The sequence below is a fragment of the Streptococcus varani genome (assembly GCF_001375655.1).
GTDB classification, from domain to species: domain Bacteria; phylum Bacillota; class Bacilli; order Lactobacillales; family Streptococcaceae; genus Streptococcus; species Streptococcus varani.
On sequence record NZ_CTEN01000002.1, the window covers coordinates 59,333 to 78,758 of the forward strand.

Below are 19,426 nucleotides of genomic sequence, written 5' to 3' on the forward strand. Positions count from 1 at the left end.
TTATTTGAATTATTTAGAATTATTTAGAAAAAGAGGAGCTCGTCCTCCTCTTTGCTGGCTAGTTTCTAAAAGTTTGATAGAGAGCTTTAATATCATTTGGTCTTGTTCGGCAACAACCACCTAAAATTTTTACTTGAAACTGCTTCTGCCAAAATTGACTATGTTCTACTAGATTTTTAGCATCAATATCCTTTGCTTTCCAAGTCTGTGTGCAACCATCATAAATTTCACCTGAATTTGGATAGGTAACTAAGTATTTATTTGTTAGACTTCTTATTTTTTCTAAGGCAACATCATAAAGTAAAGGTGAACTGCAGTTGATTCCAAGAGCTAGAATCTGTTTTGAATCATTAATAATCTTACAAATATCTTCAAAACTAGTGCCGTCTGATATACTAGCGCTGTCTTGAATGGTAAAGGATAAATAGGCTTCTACATCAGGAAATTCATCAGCAAGTAATTCAACTAAGGCTTGAGCTTCCAAAGCATTTGGAATAGTTTCTAAAGCAAGCAAGTCAGCACCTTCACGTAAGAGAATCTCAATACGGGGTCTATGGAAATTTTTCAAATCATCAAAGCTGACCTGTCCATAATCACCAGTATATTCTGAACCATTTGCCAAATATGCAGCATAGGGTCCGACATCACCTGAAATCAAAGGATAGGGACGCTTTGATTTTTCTTGATCAGACAATTGCGACCAAACACTTTCACGTGCTTTTTTTGCTAAGCTAATAGTCTCAGCAATCATTGTTTTGGCTTCTTCTTGTGATAAGCCAGCCTCCATAAGACCAGGTATGGTTGCCTGATAAGAGGAGCTTGTAATCAAATCTGCACCCGCAGCAATATAAGTCTCGTGAATCTTTTGAATAATAGCCGCTTCTTTCATCAAATATTTAGCTGACCAAAGTTTGCCAGAAATATCATAACCTAATGCTTCTAATTCTGTTCCGAGAGCTCCGTGTAAGATGAGGACATCATAGCGTTCTAGTAGATCTTTAAATTTTCCCATGGAAACTCCCTACCATTTCTTAAATCGTATATAGTAATACACATAGCAAAGGAGCATAAAAGGTACTCCAAAGTATAGTCCTGCTCTTTGAGAAGGATCCCAAGCAATTCCAGCGATAGAAACTAGCAAAAGAAGAACGGTAATCCAAGGTAAAATTGGTGAAAATGGAGTCTTATATTCCAGTTCATCGACACGATGATTCTTTAGGAATTGTTTTCTGAAACCGATTTGTGCTAAGGGAATCGCTAGCCAGGCAATAACAACTGCAAAACCAGCAATGGAAACCAAAGCTAAGAAAATCGTATCTGCAAAATAGATACTTGCTACCAAAGCAACAATAACACCAATCATAGATAAGAACATTGCTCGCATCGGGACACCATGTTTGTTGATTTTTACAACATTCTTACTAATCATTCCTTCGTTTGCCAATGACCAGAGCATACGGCTAGAAGCATAAAGACCGGATGTGGATGCTGAAAGAATAGCAGTTAAAATAACAAAATTCATAATATCAGCCGCATAAGGAATACCGATTTTTTCAAAAACAGTCACGAAAGGCGCTTCTACCACTCCAGCTTGATCCATGGGTAGAAGTGAAGCTAAGACCAACATAGTCATACAAAAGAAAGTTACTAAAAGACCGATTGTTGACTTAATAGCTTTTGGGACAGCTTGTTTAGGATTATCCGTTTCACCCGCAGCTATTCCAATCATTTCGACACCCGAGAAAGCATAGTTAACAGAAAGCATGACCGATATAAGTCCAACAAATTTATTTGGAAAGAGTCCATTAGCAGTTAAGTTTGAAAAAAGTGGGGCTGAGCTGCTTCCTTCATAAGGAAGTAGACCGAAAACTGCTAGTAGACCGAGGAGGATAAATACAAGAATGGCATAAAATTTGATACTCGAGAAATAATCTTCAGCTGTTGCAAACCATCCAACACTCAGCATATTTAATCCAAAGACCAGAATTGCAAAAATACTGGCAAAAACCCAGATTGGAACTCCTGGAAACCATCTCAAAGCCAATTGTGCAGCTCCGATGAACTGGGAGGCTAAAGCCACAACCCAACAGAGCCAATACATCCAAGCGACCATAAAACCTGTTCCTGGACTAATAAAGCGAGTTGCATAGGTGTGGAAGGAACCTGTAACTGGCATGGCAACTGAAAGCTCTCCCAATGAAAACATAACCAAGTAAACCATGACTCCGCCAAAGAGATAAGATAGAATAGCTCCAAAAGGTCCAGCTTGGTTAATTGCATAACCCGAACTCAAAAAGAGTCCTGTCCCGATTACCCCACCGATAGATAGCATCTGCAAGTGACGGCTGGTCATCTGTCGATTAAACTGACCTTCATTTTCAAAATTATGATTTTCCATAAATTCCTCTTTTCCTAAATAGGATATTACTATCATAACATGGTCGGCAAACTTTGTCCTATTCATATTTTTTAAGAGCGACTTTGTCTTTCTTTATATGTCACTTATTGACAAAAATATGGCACATTTTGCAAAAAAAAAGAAGACCAAATGATCTTCTTCATAAAGCAATTAGATAATAGATTAATACGGATGGTTAAACAATAGGAGCAATCCATATATAGCTATAGCAAACAAGCCAATCACTAAAAAGCAAAGCATGTAGATGATAAACTTATGCCATTGATACGTTGAATTTTTCTTCATCTTCCCATTTGTTCCAAGAAAGCCAAATAGTTGATCCAACAAAACCAATACAAATGAGACAACAAAAACGATTTCAGTTTCACTAATATCTGCAAAAATAAGGTTAAAGAGGAAAAGTAACAGCAAGAGGGGAGCCTGAAGCCATAATGCTTCTAAAATAAGCCGATTTTCAAACACTTCAACTCCTTCTTCATTCAGTTTGTTGATATGAATGAAAATTGGTATCCCTATTATTAAGCCAAGAAAGATGAAAAAACAAGAAATCAAAAACAGAAACGTCATCTTACACCATCTCTAAAATGGCATTCCAAGCTTCTTCAAATCCTTGTCTTGTTTCAGATGAAAAGACAATAAACCGATCGGTTGAGTCAAAATTTAATTTTCGTCGAATAGCAGCTTCATGCTTGTTCCACTTCCCGCGAGGAATCTTATCAGCCTTTGTGGCCACAAGGATAACAGGAATCTGATAGTACTTGAGAAATTCGTACATTTGAATATCATCAGCAGATGGATCATGACGCACATCTACCAAGCTGACTACTGCTTTCAAATTATCACGATTGGTCAGATATTCCTCGATCATTTTTCCCCATTTAGCCCGTTCGGTCTTTGAAACTTTTGCATAACCGTAACCTGGAACATCAACAAAGCGGATTTTATCGTCAATATTGTAGAAGTTCAATTGCTGGGTTTTACCAGGCTTTCCTGAGGTACGGGCTAGGTTTTTACGGCCCAATAGGGTATTGATAAAGCTAGATTTACCGACATTGGAACGTCCTGCCAAAGCAATCTCTGGCTTATCGTCATCAGGATATTGAGCTTTTGAAACAGCACTGAGAATAATCTCAGCGTTATTGGTATTGATTTCCATGTGAATCCTTTCAAATTAGAAGGGCTTAAGCAGTTTCCAAAAGTGGTTTTTCCTTGCCATCAACTGCATCCTTTGTGATACGAACCTTCTTAACATTTTCTTGACTAGGTACTTCGAACATGATATCCATCATGGTTTCTTCGATAATAGAACGAAGTCCACGGGCACCTGTCTTACGCTCGATAGCTTTCTTAGCAATTTCCACCAAAGCTTCTGGATCAAATTCCAAGTCCACATCATCATAAGATAAGAGAGTTTGGTACTGTTTAACGAGAGCGTTTTTCGGTTCGGTCAAAATACGCACTAAATCTTCTTCTGTTAGCTGGTTAAGGGCAGCAAATACAGGCAAGCGACCAATCAATTCAGGAATAATCCCAAATTTTTGAATATCATCAGAAATGATATGTTGCATGTAAGAATCTTCTTCAGAAATGGCAGTGTTATTATGACCAAAACCGATGATTTTTTCACCCAAACGCTGTTTGACGATTTCTTCGATACCGTCAAAAGCTCCACCCACGATGAAGAGGATATTCTTGGTATCAATATGAATCATTTCTTGTTGTGGATGCTTGCGTCCGCCTTGCGGTGGTACGCTGGCAACAGTTCCCTCGATGATTTTCAAAAGAGCTTGTTGGACACCCTCACCCGATACATCACGGGTAATGGAAACATTTTCACCTTTTTTCGCAATCTTATCAATTTCATCCACATAGATGATTCCACGTTCAGCTCGGTCAATATTAAAATCAGCTGCCTGTAAGAGCTTGAGCAGGATATTTTCTACATCTTCACCGACATAGCCAGCCTCCGTCAAAGCTGTCGCATCTGCAATTGCAAAGGGAACGTTGAGGCTCTTAGCCAAGGTTTGGGCTAAGAAAGTCTTACCGGAACCAGTTGGACCAATCATAAGGATATTTGACTTCTGCAAATCCACATCATCTTCTCCACGTGTATCTTGGAAGTTAATGCGTTTGTAGTGGTTATAAACGGCCACAGAAAGTGCTCGCTTAGCTCTATCTTGTCCAATAACATAGTGATTGAGAATATTAAGCAACTCTTGTGGTTTTGGTGTATCTGCCAAATCAGTCAAGACTTCTTCAGCGAGCTCTTCGCGGATAATTTCCTGAGCCAACTCGACACACTCGTCACAGATAAAAACATTATTGCCTGCGATAATGTTCTTTACTTCTTCTTGATTTTTGCCACAGAATGAGCAATAAATCATTTCATTGTTCTTATGAACTGCCATTGTTTACCTCAATATTTTCCTTATACTAGAATAAAAAACCATAGAATGCATGAATGCTATTGACCAGATTGGTTAAGGCATTCAGCAAGAATAGAGTCGCTAATCCGTAGCGTTTTTTCTGGAGCGCCTGTCCAGCACAGATGACACAAATGCCACACAAAAAGGCTGTAAATAGGCCAAATAAACTTTTCTGCATCTTATATTACTTTCTTTCATACTTACGGATGGTGAAATCTGCTGGATTTTCCGCATCTTTGGCCCGAAATTCAGAAGAAACCTCCGCCCAAACAGACCAATCAAATTGATCAGGGAAATAAGTATCCCCCTCATAACTAGCATGGATATCTGTTTTAAGAATCTCGTCCAAATACGGCTCGAAAATGGTGAAAATTTGCTTACCTCCGATGACATACAGATTCTTATCTTGCTTCTCGTACCAATCCAAAATTGCCCAGGGCGAATGGAAAACCAAGACACGCTCGTTGTCAACTCGATAGTCTGTATCGCGTGTCAATATCAAGGACAAGCGCTTTGGAAGGGCACGTTGTCCCATACCGTCAAAAGTTACACGCCCCATCAAAATGTTATGACCGATAGTCGTTTCTTTAAAATGGTGTAATTCGGCTGGCAAGTACCAAGGCAAAACATGATTTTTTCCAATCACACCCTGCTCATCTTGAGCCCAGATTCCTACAATTTTCTTTGTCATGTTTGCTTGAACTCTCCCTTGTCTATCTTACTATTCTAACAAATAATCAATAAAAATGCACTTGCTAAACATCTAGCAAGTACCGTTTTAGATGGCTAAGTCGAATTTTAATTGTGGCTTGACGGAATCATAATCCACTAACTCGAAATCTTCAGGTTTCATAGCAAAGAAATCGGTACCGTCTGGTACATTCAAAATCAAACGTGGCTGGCAATCTGTTGGCTCACGACGCAATAGTTCTTCGGCGTTGTCGAACTGATTGTCATAAATATGGAGATTGTTGATGAAGTAGAAAAACTTGCCTAATTTCCATCCAAAATGCTTGGCAATCATCATCTGTAAGGCCACATACTGCATGGCATTGATATGGTGTGCGACCAACATGTCATTTGAGCGTTGAGTCAACGTAGCATCTAAATAAATCTCACCATCTACCCGACGGACATCAAACATGGTCTGGAAGGCACATGGTAAGAGTCCTTCTGATGCATCAAATGCTTCATAATCCCAGAGAGAAATGACATTGCGACGGTTCCATGGGTTTTCTTCCAACTGTTTGAGAAGTTTATTGATAATATCATGTTTCTTTACGATGGCACCATAGCGTTGGCCGATGGTGTCTGTTTGTCCAACTTCCCAGTCGTTCCAATAAGTTACCTTGTATTTGTCATTGAGAAGGGACAAATCATTGCTTTGATCCTGATAAATCCAAAAAATCTCCTTGATAGCTGATTTGATAGGAATAGGACGAAGGGTCGTAATTGGAAACTCTCCCTTGCTCAAATCATACTCAGCAAAGGAGCCAGTAATGTACTTGGAATTAGCGGTTTGCCCATTTTTATACTTTGGACGGGCTTGTTCAGACCAGACACCTTCATTCAAAATTTTGGAAATATTTTCTTTAAAAATTACATCTGCTTTTGTCATAAAGACATTATAACACGAAGACATGATTTTTTAAAAATGGAAACCATCAAAAAGGGAGTGGGACAGAACACGACAAGTGAAAAAATAGTTCCCTTCACGTCCTAATTTCTAAGTTCGGGCTGAAAAAACCTCTTCCAATACTCTTTCACTCCCATCCCTCGCAAGCCTAGTAGTTCTAATAGTCTGGGAGACTGTTAGAGTGTGAAAATGGAGCTGACAAGGTCAGCGTCAATGTTCAAGCTCTAAAAAAAGCGAAGGAATCTTCACTAGGCTACTGCGTCTTGGTCATATACCGAATATTATATCGAGTAGAGACTAATTCCTAGCCCCTCTCACACCACCGTGCGTGCCGTTCGGCACACGGCGGTTCAAATAACTTTTAACGCATGTCGTTCAAGATAATAATCTAGGCATGAAACCAGTCCACGTTTAGCGAGGACTGGTTTTGATATAGCTCGTTTTAGAATTGACTTTTGTGCCACTAATTGATAGTGGTCACCCCAGCCAGATACCTTATCAGCTATCCATTTGGGAGTCCCTAGTTTAAGTAGTCCCCAAAGTCGCCTTGACTTCTTCTTCCATTGTTTCCAAATAATAACTCTAATTCGTGTCCTCAATCGTTTATCAATTTCTCCCATGACTGACTTCATGTTAGTCAATGCGAAGTAGTTTATCCATCCGCGAATAAGCCAGTTGAGTTTCTCAATACGGCTACCCAAGTCAGTGCTCCATTTGCGTGTTGTGAGCTTCCTAAGTTTCCTCTTGAAACTCTGGATACTCTCTTGATGTGGACGACTTTTCCAACCTTCAGCTGATTTCCAGAATCCGAATCCAAGGTACTTCAGTTGACTCGGTCTGGTAATCTTAGTCTTGGTCATATACCGAATATTATATCGAGTAGAGACTAATTCCTAGCCCCTCTCACACCACCGTGCGTGCCGTTCGGCACACGGCGGTTCAACTAACTTTTAACGCATGTCGTTCAAGATAATAATCTAGGCATGAAACCAGTCCACGTTTAGCGAGGACTGGTTTTGATATAGCTGAATTGACTTTTGTGCCACTAATTGATAGTGGTCACCCCAGCCAGATACCTTATCAGCTATCCATTTGGGAGTCCCTAGTTTAAGTAGTCCCCAAAGTCGCCTTGACTTCTTCTTCCATTGTTTCCAAATAATAACTCTAATTCGTGTCCTCAATCGTTTATCAATTTCTCCCATGACTGACTTCATGTTAGTCAATGCGAAGTAGTTTATCCATCCGCGAATAAGCCAGTTGAGTTTCTCAATACGGCTACCCAAGTCAGTGCTCCATTTGCGTGTTGTGAGCTTCCTAAGTTTCCTCTTGAAACTCTGGATACTCTCTTGATGTGGACGACTTTTCCACCCTTCAGCTGATTTCCAGAATCCGAATCCAAGGTACTTCAGTTGACTCGGTCTGGTAATCTTAGTCTTGGTCATATTGACTTTCAATCCCAGTCGCTTCTCAATGAATCGGCTAACTGAATACATGATACGTTTGGCAGATACTTCGCTCCCAACTGTGATGACACAGTCATCTGCGTACCGGACGAAACGAAGCCCTCGATTTTCCAATTCCTTGTCCAGCTCATTGAGCGTGATATTGGACAGGAGGGGAGATAGATTCCCACCTTGTGGTGTTCCCACCAGCGTTTTATGGCGCTGTCCATTGATAACTACACCCGAATGAAGATACCTACGAATCAGAGACTCTGTATCTCCATCTTGGATAATGTTATGGACAAGAGACATCAATCTATCTTGGGGAACTGTGTCGAAGAATTTCTCAAGGTCAATGTCCACAATCCACTCATAGCCATCATTAAGGTATTCTAGTAACTTGATGATGGCTTTTTCGCATGACCGTTTCGGTCTAAACCCATAGCTCGTTTCGGAGAAATGAGGTTCACACAGAGGGCTGATAACTTGGACGATGGCCTGTTGAATCATTCTGTCCATTACTGTTGGGATGCCATCAATTCCAGCTGAACCCTTGTTGACTTTCACTTGATTGTAGGCTTCCACCATGTTGGAGCGAGATAGAATAGTATCTAGTAACTGTGACATGTGCGTATTCCTTTCTTGTTTCGGTGTCTGAGGGACATCTTATATTGGTGAACCTTCCTCTAGTCAATACATGACCGCATCCAGTTCTATCAGACCGCTAGTTTTACAGACACAAGTGAAGTAGGATTACTTCGGTTAATTGTTAAGCCCTTCGCTCCACTTCCATTACTCTCGTGATTTACGCATATAGGTTACGACTACCTATTTGGACTTTAGAGCTTTCAGCCCCCTCATCCGCTATATACGCCTTAATATCACGTTTCTGTTCGTAGAGCCACGATTTCGCTATCCCTTCCTCTCCCCGCTACCTCGCGATAGTCAGGCTTGGGAGTCGCTATTGGGTTCACCGGTAGCGGGTGCCCACGGAGGACTTGCACCTCAGATGTACGACATGCCCGTCGTACTAAAAAAGAGGTCTGGACATTTTGCCCAACCTCTTCATACTTTATTTCAAAACCAAAGATGCAGCACCGATGACACCAGCGTCATTACCAAGTGTTGCAAGAGAAAGTTTGGTACTTTGTTTGATTTGTGGAAAGACATTTTCCTCATAAACTTTTCTGACACCTGAGAGAAGAAATTCTCCAGCTGCAGAAACTCCACCGCCCAAAACGATATAGGCCGGGTTAAGAATGCTAGCGATATTAGCACAAGCAATTCCTAGGTAACGTGAAAAGTTCTTGTAGACGATTAGGGCCAAGTCATCGCCTTCTTTTGCCAAATCAAATACATCTTTGGCAGTAACTTCTTGACCATCATCGACCATTTTTTTGAGGGCTGCATCGCCCGCATATGTATCTGCATAGCGACGAGCTAAGTTAACGATACCTGTTGCAGAAGCCACCGTTTCCAAACAACCTTTTTTACCACAGGTGCATGCAAAAGCATCCTCGAAATCAACTGGCATATGCCCTAATTCACCACCTGCGCCACCAAAACCATGGATGAGGTTACCAGCAGCTACTACACCTCCACCAACTCCAGTTCCCAAGGTCATGAAGACGACATCAGGATTATTTTGACCAGCACCTACCCACTGCTCACCAAGGGCAGCTACGTTGGCATCATTATCGATGAAGAAAGGCAAACCGATAGCTGTCTCAAACTGCTTCTTCACTTCCTGCAAGGTTTTCCAGTTGAGGTTATAAGCTCCAATGACGGTTCCTGCTTCCACATCAATCACACCTGGTGACCCCATTCCGATTCCTAAGAAATCTTCTTTCGATAAGCCATGACTTTCAAAACGGTGTTGGATAGAGGCAATGATGTCTGGAACGATATGGCTTCCTTCATCCAAAATATTGGTCTTGATAGACCATTTCTCTAAAATCTCACCAGCTTCAGATAAAATCGCCAGCTTAACAGATGTACCACCTAGGTCAATACCGATAATTTTCTTTGACATATGAATCTCCAATTTGATCTATATTTTCTCTATTATACCACAATGAAAATGGTTGCAAAAACTTTTTTTAAAAATATTTCAAACAATTATCTAAATAAATACAAGAAGAAGAGCAACTGTAAGTGAAGAAAAAGACGAATCATACTCAATGTAATAACCATATTGAATTTACTGGTTTTGTCCCTTACTCCATTGTAGAAAAAAATGGAAGAAATAAGAGTAAAACTGAGAGCAAAACCAACCATTTGTAGAGGATGATAAGCTTGAGCATAAAAAACGAGACTAACTCCTACCACTGCTAAACATAGTAAACATAGACTAAATCCTAATCCATTCATTCGCTTGCTTTTGAAAAAACTATAGATAGCTGATCCGAGAACAATTAACATGTAGATGCCCATATAGACAATCATGAGATGACGAAACATCTTTCCTCCTTATCTAGGCTTCCAAGCCACTTAAATATTCGTAACGTTCATACTTTTCAAGTAGCATGTCATTTTGCTGGTCCAAGTCCTTTTGCAAATCTGAAAGACGACCAAAATCAGAACCGCAGGTCTGCATGTCAGATTCAATCTCAGCAATTTTTTCTTCAATAAGCGCTATATTCTCCTCAATCTTAGCCCATTCTTGCTTCTCTAGATAACTCATCCTTTGCTTTTCATTGGTCTGACTATCCACTTTCTCACGTCCTTTTTTAGGAAGCGGGTGGTTTTCTTGCTCCGCTAAAAATTTCTTTTCATCCAGATAATCTGTATAGTTTCCAAATAAAATTTGAAGACCATTTTCTTCAAAAGCAATGATTTTTGTGGCTACCTTATCCAAGAAATAGCGGTCATGACTAACCGTGATAACAGGTCCAGCAAAGTTTTGTAAGAATTTTTCCAAAACGGTTAGAGTGGCAATATCCAAATCATTGGTTGGCTCATCTAACAAGAGAAGATTTGGACGTTCCAGTAAGATTTTCAGCAAGTAAAGTCTCTTCTTCTCACCACCCGATAACTTCTCAATGAGAGTACCATGAGTATTACGCGGGAAGAGAAATTGTTCCAAGAGTTCAGCAATAGAAACCATACCAGATGTCGTTTGGGCTTCTTCTGCCACTTCCTGAAGGAAATTAATCACCCGTTTGCTTTCATCTAGTCCTTTGATTTGTTGGGAGAAATAACCGATACGAATGGTTTCACCGACGGAAACTTTGCCGGAATCAGGATTTAGTTGGCCTGCAATCAAGTTCAGGAGAGTTGATTTCCCCTTACCATTATCACCAACAATACCAATTCGGTCCGCATTTTGAATCAAGAGGCTAAAATCTTGTACTATCGGTTTGCCAGGATAGGAAAAATTGACACGTTCAAACTCAACAACCTTTTTACCGATACGACTGGTTTCAAAATTGATTTCCAGACGAGTATCTTCTGCTTTGTCAGAAAGATACTCTTTCAAATCATGGAAGCGATGAATTCGTGCTTCTTGCTTGGTAGCTCGAGCTTGTGGTTGTCGGCGCATCCACGTCAATTCCTGCTGATAGAGTTGTTCTTTCTTATGACGTAGTGCCGCATCCCTCTCATCTTGCTCAGCTTTGAGACTTACATAATCCTGATAATTTCCCTGATATTCTGTCAAACTGGCCCTATCCAGTTCAAAAATCCGAGTGGCAACATTATCCAAAAAATAGCGGTCATGAGTAATAAAAAGAACAGTCTTCTTTGAGTTTTTCAGGAAATTCTGCAACCACTCAATGGTATCAATATCCAAATGGTTGGTTGGTTCATCTAGTAGCAATAAATCATCCTTGCCAAGTAAGGTTTGGGCTAACTGAACACGCCGACGAAGACCACCTGACAAGTCTCCAACTTTCTGGCTATGGTCTGTCAAACCAAGTTTGGTCAGTACAGTTTTAACTTGACTCTCCACTTCCCAGGCATTCAGCGCATCCATTTCAGCCATAACTTTTTCAAGCTTGGCTTGATTCGTCTCCTCATAGGAAGCCATAAGATTTTCGTATTCTCTAATGACCTGCATTTCTTTCAAATCATCTGACAAAACGGTATCTAATATGCTTTTAGTCTCATCAAAGGTCGGATTTTGAGTGAGATAAGCAATTCGATAATCATTTTTTGCAGAAAATGGGGAACGATCACCGTCAAACCCCAATTTACCTGAAAGAACATCCAAGAGAGTCGTTTTGCCTGTACCATTGACACCGATAATCCCAATGCGATCCTGCTCATGAATGATGAAAGATATATTTTGAAAGACCGTCTTATCACCGACCGATTTACTTAAATTTTCTACAATAAAATCGCTCATATTCTCCCTTTCTCAAGTAGATAAGCAAAAATCGCTTCTTTTTCATTAGGCAAATACCCTAGAACAATGGCTTTTTCAATATCATGAAGAAGAGCTCCTAATGTTGGACCTGGTTTTAATCCAAGCTTTGCTATAAGAATACCGCCATTGACCACTATTTCATGCTTATCATGAATAAGAAGGTCTGCATCCAGTTGCTTGATTTCTGATAGTGCAACAGATAGCCCTTGAGCTTGGCGGAGATTTTCAACGAGCATCAAGTTTTCAAGACCAAATTGATAGGTCATGAATTTATCAGGACGCGCAACTGCTCTTTCTTGATAAGCTGCTACTAAAGCACAAACAAGTTTTTGGAAATCATTGGAAGTTTTCCATTTTTTAAGAAAGGCGCGCGGATCACTGACTTCTAAGGCAATCAATAACATGGCCCAAGCTTGTTCGGAGCTTTGAAAAAGAAATTCAGGTTCTAATCGATCCAACATCTTCTGCAAGAGCTGGCCTTTGCCCTTCATTTCTGGTAAATAGTCATAGGCGACGGCAGCAATCAACTTTTCTAAACCTTTGCGCCAAGACGATGCCGTTAAGAGTTTATCAAATTCAATAAAAATCCGCTCAACTGAAATCTTTTCCAAAAGTGGTGCTGTTTCCTGCATCGCTTGAAAGGTTTTTTCTTCAATATCAAAATCCAAACTAGCAGCAAAGCGAAAACCACGCATAATCCGAAGAGCGTCTTCGTTAAAGCGTTCTTGGGCTAGTCCAACTGCTCGCAAAACTCTGGCATCCAAGTCCTTAAGGCCTTCAAATTTATCAATGATTTGCGATTCTTCATTGAGAGCGAATGCATTGACTGTAAAGTCCCTTCGCTTCAAATCTTCTTCTAGAGAGCGCACAAAAGAAACCTGACTAGGGCGACGAAAATCAACATAGACATCCTCAGTCCGGAAAGTAGTAATTTCGTATTCCTGTTCCCCTTGGAGAACCAATACAGTCCCGTGCTCAATTCCAACATCAATGGTTCGAGGAAAAATAGCCTTGGTTTCTTCAGGATAGGAGCTGCTAGCAATATCGACATCATGAATCGGTCGTCCTAAAATCGCATCCCTAACGGAACCACCCACAAAATAAGCTTCATAACCAGCAGCTTTTAATTTTTCTAAAATCGGCAAAGCCTCCTGAAATTCAGAAGGCAAATGTGTTAATTTCATAGTAAATGTTCCAAACCGTAAACAAGTTTCTCACGTTTGACCACTTCTTTAATGCCCAAGTTGACACCAGACATGAAAGAAACACGGTCATAAGAATCATGGCGAATGGTCAATCCTTCACCTTGAGCACCAAAAATGACTTCTTGATGAGCAACCAAACCAGGCAAGCGAACGCTGTGAATACGGAAACCATCAAACTCCGCTCCACGAGCACCAGCCATCAATTCTTCCTCATCACTGGCACCTTGTTGAAGAGCGGCACGTGTTTGAGAAATCAATTCCGCTGTTTTGACAGCTGTTCCGCTTGGCGCATCCTTTTTCTTATCATGGTGCAACTCAATAATTTCTAAATTAGGGAAATATTTAGCAGCTTGTGCCGCAAACTGCATCAGTAAGATAGCTCCAATCGCAAAATTTGGTGCAATCAACCCACCTAATTTTTTTTCAACAGAAAGAGCGGTCAATCCCTCTATCTCCTCTGTTGTGAAACCAGTCGTTCCAACTACCGGAGCAAATCCATTTTCTAATGCAAAGCGCGTATTGGTATAAGCGAATTTAGGGGTTGTAAAATCTACCCACACATCCGCGTCAAGACCAATCAAGTCTTCTTTGTTTTTAAATACTGGAACACCCTCAAAGCTTTCTTCCGTCGCAAATGGATCTAAAAGCGCAGCCAGACTTAAATCCTTGTCTGCTTTAACCATTTCAAGAGCTGTTGACCCCATTTTCCCTTTAAAACCTGCAATAATAACCTTAATTGACATCACTTACTCCTACTCTACGATGGGGGTAATACCAAAAGCGACTGCTCCCTCACCGAGATGAGTGCCGATGACCGAACCAAAACTAACAATAGGAAATTGGCCTTTCATGCCTGCTTCTAGCATCATATTTCTAAAGTTCTCTGCTCTTTCAGGAGCATTGGCATGTATAAGAGCTACTTGATAGTTTCCTTCTCTAGTTTTTTCATCAAGAATCTCTAAGAGTCTCTTAACTGCTTTTTTCTCCGTCCGAACTTTCTCATAAACTTCAATCTTACCTTCGTCAGTAAAATACAAAATAGGCTTAATACTAAGCAAGTTTCCTAGAAGAGCTGCTCCATTAGACAAACGACCACCTTTGACCAGATGATTAAGATCATCTACCATGATGAAAGCGGTCGTTGCCTGAATCTGAAAATTCAAACGCTCCAAGATAAGGTCAAAATCGAGCCCCTGATTAACCCAATGCAGAACATTTTCCACCATCATCCCCAGTGGGGCAGAGGTGATCCGGCTATCTGGAAAGGCAAGGGTTAGACCTTGTACTTCTTCTTTCAAAAATTGAATGTTTTGATAAAAACCAGAAATCCCTGATGATAGAAATAAACCGATTGCATGTGTGTAACCTTGCGCAGGTAAAGTCATCAAGATTTCATCCAATTTTGCAAGGCTTGGCTGACTAGTCTTTGGCAATTCTGAAGAACTGGCCATTTTTTCGTAGAAATCTTCAGGACTTAGATTCTTACCTTCAATATATTCCTGTCCATCAATGGTAACGGGAATGTCTAAAACAAACAGATTCTCCGTTTGGATAAATTCTGGACTGATAACAGCTGAAGAATCTGTGATAATAGCTAATTTCATCTTACCTCTCCAAGGTCAATTCCTGGTGCATCAAAGGCAACTTCAGTTACTTCATAAGTCAAGCGATTGACCATATCAAAAAGCGGTTGAGCCAAGGCACGCTTATCGTCATCAGAAATATCAGTTGGCTCATTGATGATTCCATCTGTAATTTTCACTTGTTGCGAAATCAGACCAGAAACAACAAATTTTTCTTGAACATTCATGAATTGCATAACCAAAATGATAGTGGTTGATTCTTCGCTTTCATTTTTTTCAACCAAATGAAACTCAATATTGTATTGAGACTTTGGAGACCCATGCTCTTCTTCCATCTTGAAATTACGCATATCAAAGTGATAGCGATTAACATATTCTTTTTCTCGAATAACTTTCATTGTTGACTCCTCAGTACAGTAATAATGTTCATTATACCATAAAATAGTATAAATTTATAGAATTTCACTTGTTGGTTCCGACGATTTTAAGGCAAATAAGCTGGCAAATTAATCATAGATGAATATAGAGCGTTGACTGCTGAAGAGCTGATTTTATTGTTTTAACAAAAAAAAAGCCGAGCTAGGCTCGACTTTGCATCTTATTTTGCTTTACGAAGGTAACCGAAGATAACACCTGAAACAAGAGCACCAATCAATACATAAACAATGTAAAGGAATGGGTTGCTTGTAAGAGCGATAACAAATACACCGCCGTGTGGGGCCATGAGTTTGATGCCTGACAAACCAACAAGGGCACCTGACAAGGCAGAACCAGCGATAAAGCTTGGGATAGCACGTGCCGGATCAGCAGCCGCAAATGGAATGGCACCTTCTGTGATGAAAGATAGACCCATGATGATGTTGGTCAAACCAGAATCACGCTCTTCAGCCGTGAATTTATTTTTGTAAAGAAGAGTTGCGATAAATACTGCCAATGGTGGAACCATACCACCCGCCATAACTGCTGCCATGACGATGGAGCCACCCGTTGTGACAGATGCTGCAAGTGTACCAGTACCAAAGACATAAGCTGCCTTGTTAATTGGTCCACCCATATCCACAGCCATCATACCGCCGACAAGGAGACCAAGAACAACTGCTGAACCACCTGACAAACTATTAAGGAAATCATTAAGAGCAGTGTTGATAGCTGACATCGGAATGTTAACAGCCAACATCAAGAGACCAGTGATGATAACTCCAAACAATGGCAAGATAAGGATGGATTTAGCACCTTCCAATGAACGTGGTACCTTAACGTATTTTTTAAGAGCCAATACAACAAATCCTGCAAGGAAACCACCGACAAGAGCACCGAGGAAACCTGAAGGGACACCTGCAAGGTTAGCAGTTGCTTCACCACCAGCTGCAAATGGTATTTTACCATAAGCTAAACCGTTTGAAGCGATGGCACCAGCCACAAAACCAGAAACCAAACCTGGCTTTTCAGCGATTGAATAAGCTACATAGCCAGCAAATACTGGAATCATAAAGCCAAAGGCTGCTCCACCAATCTTCATAAAGATGGCAGAAATTTCATGATAAGAACCTAGACTACCAAGGCTATCTTGAGGCACACCCATGATGTTATCAAATAAGAATGCCAAAGCAATCATGATACCACCACCAATAACAAATGGAAGCATTTGAGATACACCACTCATTAGGTGTTTGTAAAAGGCTTGACCGGCTGAAGTTTTTTCTTCTGATTGCACGCTTGTTGCTCCTTCTTTTGCTACATAAGTGTCTGCTTTGCCATCAAGAACAAGATTAATAAGCTCTTTTGTTTTCTTAATACCATCAGCTACTGGACGGTTTACCAATGGTTTTCCATTGAAACGAGCCATATCTACAGCTTTGTCAGCTGCAATGATAACACCTTTAGCATTGGCGATATCTGCTGCCGTCAATTTGTTTCCGACACCAGATGCACCATTTGTTTCAACCTTGATGGCTACGCCTAATTCAGCAGCTGTTTTCTTCAATGCTTCTTCTGCCATGTATGTATGAGCAATACCAGTTGTACATGCAGTAACCGCAACGATAAAGTCTTGGTTTGCGGCTGGAACTAGAGGCGCTTCCACAACTTTATCTGCTTCTTCTGCTGCATCAAAGGTTGCAATTACCTCGTCAGCTGATGATACCTGACGCAATTTCTCTGCAAAGCCATCTTTCAGGAGATATTTAGACAATTCAGCAAGAGCTGCTAAGTGAGTATCATTGGCTCCGTCTGGTGCCGCAATCATGAAGAAGAGATCGGTTGGCTGTCCATCAAGTGCCGCATAGTCCACACCAGCACCCGATTTAGCGAAAAGAACTGTGGCTTCTTTTACGGCAGCATTTTTGCTATGTGGCATAGCAATCCCATCACCCAAACCTGTTGACGTTTGTGCTTCACGGTTCATGATGCCTGTTTTGAATGTCTCAAAATCACTTACAAAACCGTTGCTAACAAGGCTTGTAATCATTTCATCGATAGCTGCTTCTTTTGAAGTTGCTTGCAAGTCCAAAATCATGACTTCTTTTTTCAGAAGATCTTGAATTTTCATAATCTTTCTACCTCTACTTTTTCATAAGTTTCTTTAATAAATGCTTCGCTTGCTAGGTCATCTGAGAAGGTTGTGGCCGTACCACAAGCAACACCCCATTTGAGGGCTTCCACTGGATCACCTGATTTGACAAATTCGCCTGTAAAGCCAGCTACCATGGAATCACCAGCTCCGACTGAATTTTTGACATTTCCTTTGATTGGCTTTGCGAAATAAGCTGAGTCTGGTGTAACCAAGAGTGCTCCATCACCAGCCATGGAAATAATGACATTTTGGGCACCTTTGGCTAAAATCTGACGAGCATATTTTTCAATATCTGTCAGTCCATTCAACTCTACATCAAAGATGTCAGCTAATTCGTGATTATTTGGTTTGACCAGAAGTGGCCCATACTGGAGAGAATCCAGGAGAGTTTGCCCTTCGAAATCACAGACAACTTGAGCGCCTGCTTTTCGTGCAAGCGGAATCAAAGTGTTATAAACCTGATTCCCAAGATTGCTCGGTGCTGAACCAGCAAAAACGACTGTATCTTTTTCTGTCAATGCAGCTAAAATGGTTTCCAATTCAGCTAATTTTCCAGATGAGATATGTGGACCCGGTCCATTGATTTCTGTCTCCAGTCCAGCCTTGACTTTTACATTGATTCGCGTATCTTCTTCTACATGAACAAAGTTGCTTGTGATTCCCTCAGTTTGCAGACTTTCTTCAATGAAACGGCCTGTAAATCCACCGACAAAACCAGTCGCGGTATTGTCAATATTTAGGCGTTTCAAAATACGAGAAACGTTTATCCCTTTTCCTCCAGCATACTTATCATCACTTTCCATGCGGTTAACCGAGCCAAGCTCTAAATTTTCCAGACGAACAATGAAGTCTATGGATGGATTGAGGGTAACGGTGTAAATCATAGTTCGATGACCTCCGTTTTCTCCTTAATTTTTTTCATAAGGGCTCCGTCAGATCTTTGAGTAATCAAAGTTACTTTCTCGATCTGCTCTACCTTGACAAAAGAAACTTGTCCTAGTTTGGAAGCATCCAGCAGGACAAAGGCTTTTTGTGCATTTTCAATAATAGTTTTTTTGATAACCGCTTCTTCGATATCTGGTGTTGTCAAGAAATGCTCATCTACACCGTTCATACCCATAAAAACTTTATCAAAGTTCAGTTGAGAAATTTGATCTACAGCTGTTTTACCAATGCTGGCATCCGTTGAATGCTTGACAAATCCACCAATAATGATAGTCTTGAACTGCATTTCAACTAATTTCGCTGCATGATGAATCGAATTTGTCACAACTGTCAAGTCTTCTTGGTAGAGCATATCAACCAATAATTCTGTTGTTGTTCCTGCATCAATGAAAATCACATCATCGTCCTCAATCAAAGAAAGAGCTTTTTTAGCAATTTCTGACTTTGCTTGAACGTTTTTGATAGATTTCTCTTGCATTGACTCTTCAGCTTGAAGTTTTGTGATGACCTCCGCTCCGCCATGTACACGTCGCAAATGTCCTTCTGACTCCAATTCATCCAAATCCCTTCTGACAGTTGATTCAGAAGTCTCCAACAATTGAACCATTTCTTCTAGTTGGATGAACTTTTTCTCCTTGATTTCATCAAGAATCAACTGTTTTCGTTCAGATTTTAAGATAGGTATCACCTCCTGAAACCGATTACAAATTCTATTATACAATATTTTTTTGCTTTGTCAATCACTTTCTATCATTTTCTTTCAAAAAAAATCACGTCGCATGTTGTCAAGTCAAGTGCAACAAGTTGATTGATAACTAGAGATCCAGAGGTT

At 40.4% G+C, this 19,426-nt stretch carries 17 protein-coding genes and 2 pseudogenes; all 19 read right to left on the minus strand.

Going from position 1 to position 19,426, the window contains the following annotated elements; all coding sequences use genetic code 11:
* Window positions 1-58 precede the first annotated feature (58 nt).
* Window positions 59-1,012: a homocysteine S-methyltransferase gene (gene mmuM, locus BN1356_RS03825; RefSeq protein ID WP_093650101.1), complete on the minus strand. Its 954-nt coding sequence runs from the start codon at window positions 1,010-1,012 to the stop codon at window positions 59-61.
* Window positions 1,013-1,021: 9 nt separating this feature from the next.
* Window positions 1,022-2,398 carry an amino acid permease gene (locus tag BN1356_RS03830; RefSeq protein WP_093650102.1) on the minus strand — a complete coding sequence of 459 codons (1,377 nt, stop codon included), beginning with the start codon at window positions 2,396-2,398 and terminating at the stop codon, window positions 1,022-1,024.
* 183 nt (window positions 2,399-2,581) lie between these two features.
* Complete coding sequence (locus tag BN1356_RS03835; protein ID WP_141651822.1) at window positions 2,582-2,881, minus strand: hypothetical protein; 300 nt, start codon at window positions 2,879-2,881, stop codon at window positions 2,582-2,584.
* Between the two features lie 106 nt (window positions 2,882-2,987).
* Entirely contained in the window at window positions 2,988-3,575 is a 588-nt protein-coding gene (yihA, locus tag BN1356_RS03840) for a ribosome biogenesis GTP-binding protein YihA/YsxC (protein WP_093650104.1), read from the minus strand.
* Window positions 3,576-3,600: 25 nt separating this feature from the next.
* Window positions 3,601-4,827: an ATP-dependent Clp protease ATP-binding subunit ClpX gene (gene clpX / locus BN1356_RS03845; protein ID WP_093650105.1), complete on the minus strand. Its 1,227-nt coding sequence runs from the start codon at window positions 4,825-4,827 to the stop codon at window positions 3,601-3,603.
* 202 nt (window positions 4,828-5,029) lie between these two features.
* Window positions 5,030-5,536, minus strand: coding sequence for a dihydrofolate reductase (locus tag BN1356_RS03855; RefSeq protein WP_093650107.1), 507 nt, complete (start codon window positions 5,534-5,536; stop codon window positions 5,030-5,032).
* Between the two features lie 87 nt (window positions 5,537-5,623).
* The gene (locus tag BN1356_RS03860) at window positions 5,624-6,463 is read right to left on the minus strand and encodes a thymidylate synthase (protein WP_093650108.1); all 840 of its coding nucleotides are present in this window, start codon (window positions 6,461-6,463) and stop codon (window positions 5,624-5,626) included.
* A 368-nt stretch (window positions 6,464-6,831) separates the two neighbouring features.
* Window positions 6,832-7,341, minus strand: a pseudogene (locus BN1356_RS03865) (group II intron maturase-specific domain-containing protein); the annotation flags it as partial.
* 79 nt (window positions 7,342-7,420) lie between these two features.
* Window positions 7,421-8,550, minus strand: a pseudogene (ltrA, locus tag BN1356_RS03870) (group II intron reverse transcriptase/maturase).
* 445 nt (window positions 8,551-8,995) lie between these two features.
* Window positions 8,996-9,955 carry an ROK family glucokinase gene (locus BN1356_RS03875; protein ID WP_093650110.1) on the minus strand — a complete coding sequence of 320 codons (960 nt, stop codon included), beginning with the start codon at window positions 9,953-9,955 and terminating at the stop codon, window positions 8,996-8,998.
* An 86-nt stretch (window positions 9,956-10,041) separates the two neighbouring features.
* Window positions 10,042-10,383, minus strand: coding sequence for a hypothetical protein (locus tag BN1356_RS03880; RefSeq protein WP_093650111.1), 342 nt, complete (start codon window positions 10,381-10,383; stop codon window positions 10,042-10,044).
* Between the two features lie 13 nt (window positions 10,384-10,396).
* Window positions 10,397-12,268 (minus strand): ABC-F family ATP-binding cassette domain-containing protein, encoded by a 1,872-nt coding sequence (locus BN1356_RS03885; RefSeq protein WP_093650112.1) that lies wholly within the window; start codon window positions 12,266-12,268, stop codon window positions 10,397-10,399.
* Complete coding sequence (locus BN1356_RS03890; RefSeq protein WP_093650113.1) at window positions 12,265-13,473, minus strand: CCA tRNA nucleotidyltransferase; 1,209 nt, start codon at window positions 13,471-13,473, stop codon at window positions 12,265-12,267. Before BN1356_RS03890 ends, BN1356_RS03885 begins: the two co-directional genes overlap by 4 nt.
* A complete protein-coding gene (gene dapB / locus BN1356_RS03895; protein WP_093650114.1) occupies window positions 13,470-14,237 on the minus strand; it encodes a 4-hydroxy-tetrahydrodipicolinate reductase in 768 nt (255 codons plus the stop codon). Before dapB ends, BN1356_RS03890 begins: the two co-directional genes overlap by 4 nt.
* A 9-nt stretch (window positions 14,238-14,246) precedes the next feature.
* Window positions 14,247-15,098, minus strand: coding sequence for a DegV family protein (locus BN1356_RS03900; protein ID WP_093650115.1), 852 nt, complete (start codon window positions 15,096-15,098; stop codon window positions 14,247-14,249).
* Entirely contained in the window at window positions 15,095-15,475 is a 381-nt protein-coding gene (locus BN1356_RS03905; RefSeq protein ID WP_093650116.1) for a DUF1149 family protein, read from the minus strand. Before BN1356_RS03905 ends, BN1356_RS03900 begins: the two co-directional genes overlap by 4 nt.
* Window positions 15,476-15,675: 200 nt before the next feature.
* Entirely contained in the window at window positions 15,676-17,625 is a 1,950-nt protein-coding gene (locus BN1356_RS03910) for a PTS fructose transporter subunit IIABC (RefSeq protein WP_093650117.1), read from the minus strand.
* Window positions 17,622-18,533 (minus strand): 1-phosphofructokinase, encoded by a 912-nt coding sequence (gene pfkB / locus BN1356_RS03915; protein WP_093650118.1) that lies wholly within the window; start codon window positions 18,531-18,533, stop codon window positions 17,622-17,624. The genes BN1356_RS03910 and pfkB overlap by 4 nt, the downstream gene beginning before the upstream one ends.
* On the minus strand, window positions 18,530-19,279 hold the full coding sequence (locus tag BN1356_RS03920; protein WP_093650502.1) for a DeoR/GlpR family DNA-binding transcription regulator: 750 nt from the start codon (window positions 19,277-19,279) through the stop codon (window positions 18,530-18,532). The genes pfkB and BN1356_RS03920 overlap by 4 nt, the downstream gene beginning before the upstream one ends.
* Between the last annotated feature and the right edge of the window lie 147 nt (window positions 19,280-19,426).

Excerpts from the sequence above, each read along its gene's own strand:
- pfkB (WP_093650118.1), bottom strand. The coding sequence starts at position 18,533 with ATGATTTACACCGTTACCCTCAATCCATCCATAGACTTCATTGTTCGT.
- BN1356_RS03905 (WP_093650116.1), bottom strand. The coding sequence starts at position 15,475 with ATGAAAGTTATTCGAGAAAAAGAATATGTTAATCGCTATCACTTTGAT.
- BN1356_RS03885 (WP_093650112.1), bottom strand. The coding sequence starts at position 12,268 with ATGAGCGATTTTATTGTAGAAAATTTAAGTAAATCGGTCGGTGATAAG.
- mmuM (WP_093650101.1), bottom strand. The coding sequence starts at position 1,012 with ATGGGAAAATTTAAAGATCTACTAGAACGCTATGATGTCCTCATCTTA.
- BN1356_RS03900 (WP_093650115.1), bottom strand. The coding sequence starts at position 15,098 with ATGAAATTAGCTATTATCACAGATTCTTCAGCTGTTATCAGTCCAGAA.
- yihA (WP_093650104.1), bottom strand. The coding sequence starts at position 3,575 with ATGGAAATCAATACCAATAACGCTGAGATTATTCTCAGTGCTGTTTCA.
- BN1356_RS03855 (WP_093650107.1), bottom strand. The coding sequence starts at position 5,536 with ATGACAAAGAAAATTGTAGGAATCTGGGCTCAAGATGAGCAGGGTGTG.
- clpX (WP_093650105.1), bottom strand. The coding sequence starts at position 4,827 with ATGGCAGTTCATAAGAACAATGAAATGATTTATTGCTCATTCTGTGGC.
- BN1356_RS03890 (WP_093650113.1), bottom strand. The coding sequence starts at position 13,473 with ATGAAATTAACACATTTGCCTTCTGAATTTCAGGAGGCTTTGCCGATT.
- BN1356_RS03910 (WP_093650117.1), bottom strand. The coding sequence starts at position 17,625 with ATGAAAATTCAAGATCTTCTGAAAAAAGAAGTCATGATTTTGGACTTG.
- BN1356_RS03880 (WP_093650111.1), bottom strand. The coding sequence starts at position 10,383 with ATGTTTCGTCATCTCATGATTGTCTATATGGGCATCTACATGTTAATT.
- BN1356_RS03860 (WP_093650108.1), bottom strand. The coding sequence starts at position 6,463 with ATGACAAAAGCAGATGTAATTTTTAAAGAAAATATTTCCAAAATTTTG.
- BN1356_RS03875 (WP_093650110.1), bottom strand. The coding sequence starts at position 9,955 with ATGTCAAAGAAAATTATCGGTATTGACCTAGGTGGTACATCTGTTAAG.
- BN1356_RS03830 (WP_093650102.1), bottom strand. The coding sequence starts at position 2,398 with ATGGAAAATCATAATTTTGAAAATGAAGGTCAGTTTAATCGACAGATG.
- dapB (WP_093650114.1), bottom strand. The coding sequence starts at position 14,237 with ATGTCAATTAAGGTTATTATTGCAGGTTTTAAAGGGAAAATGGGGTCA.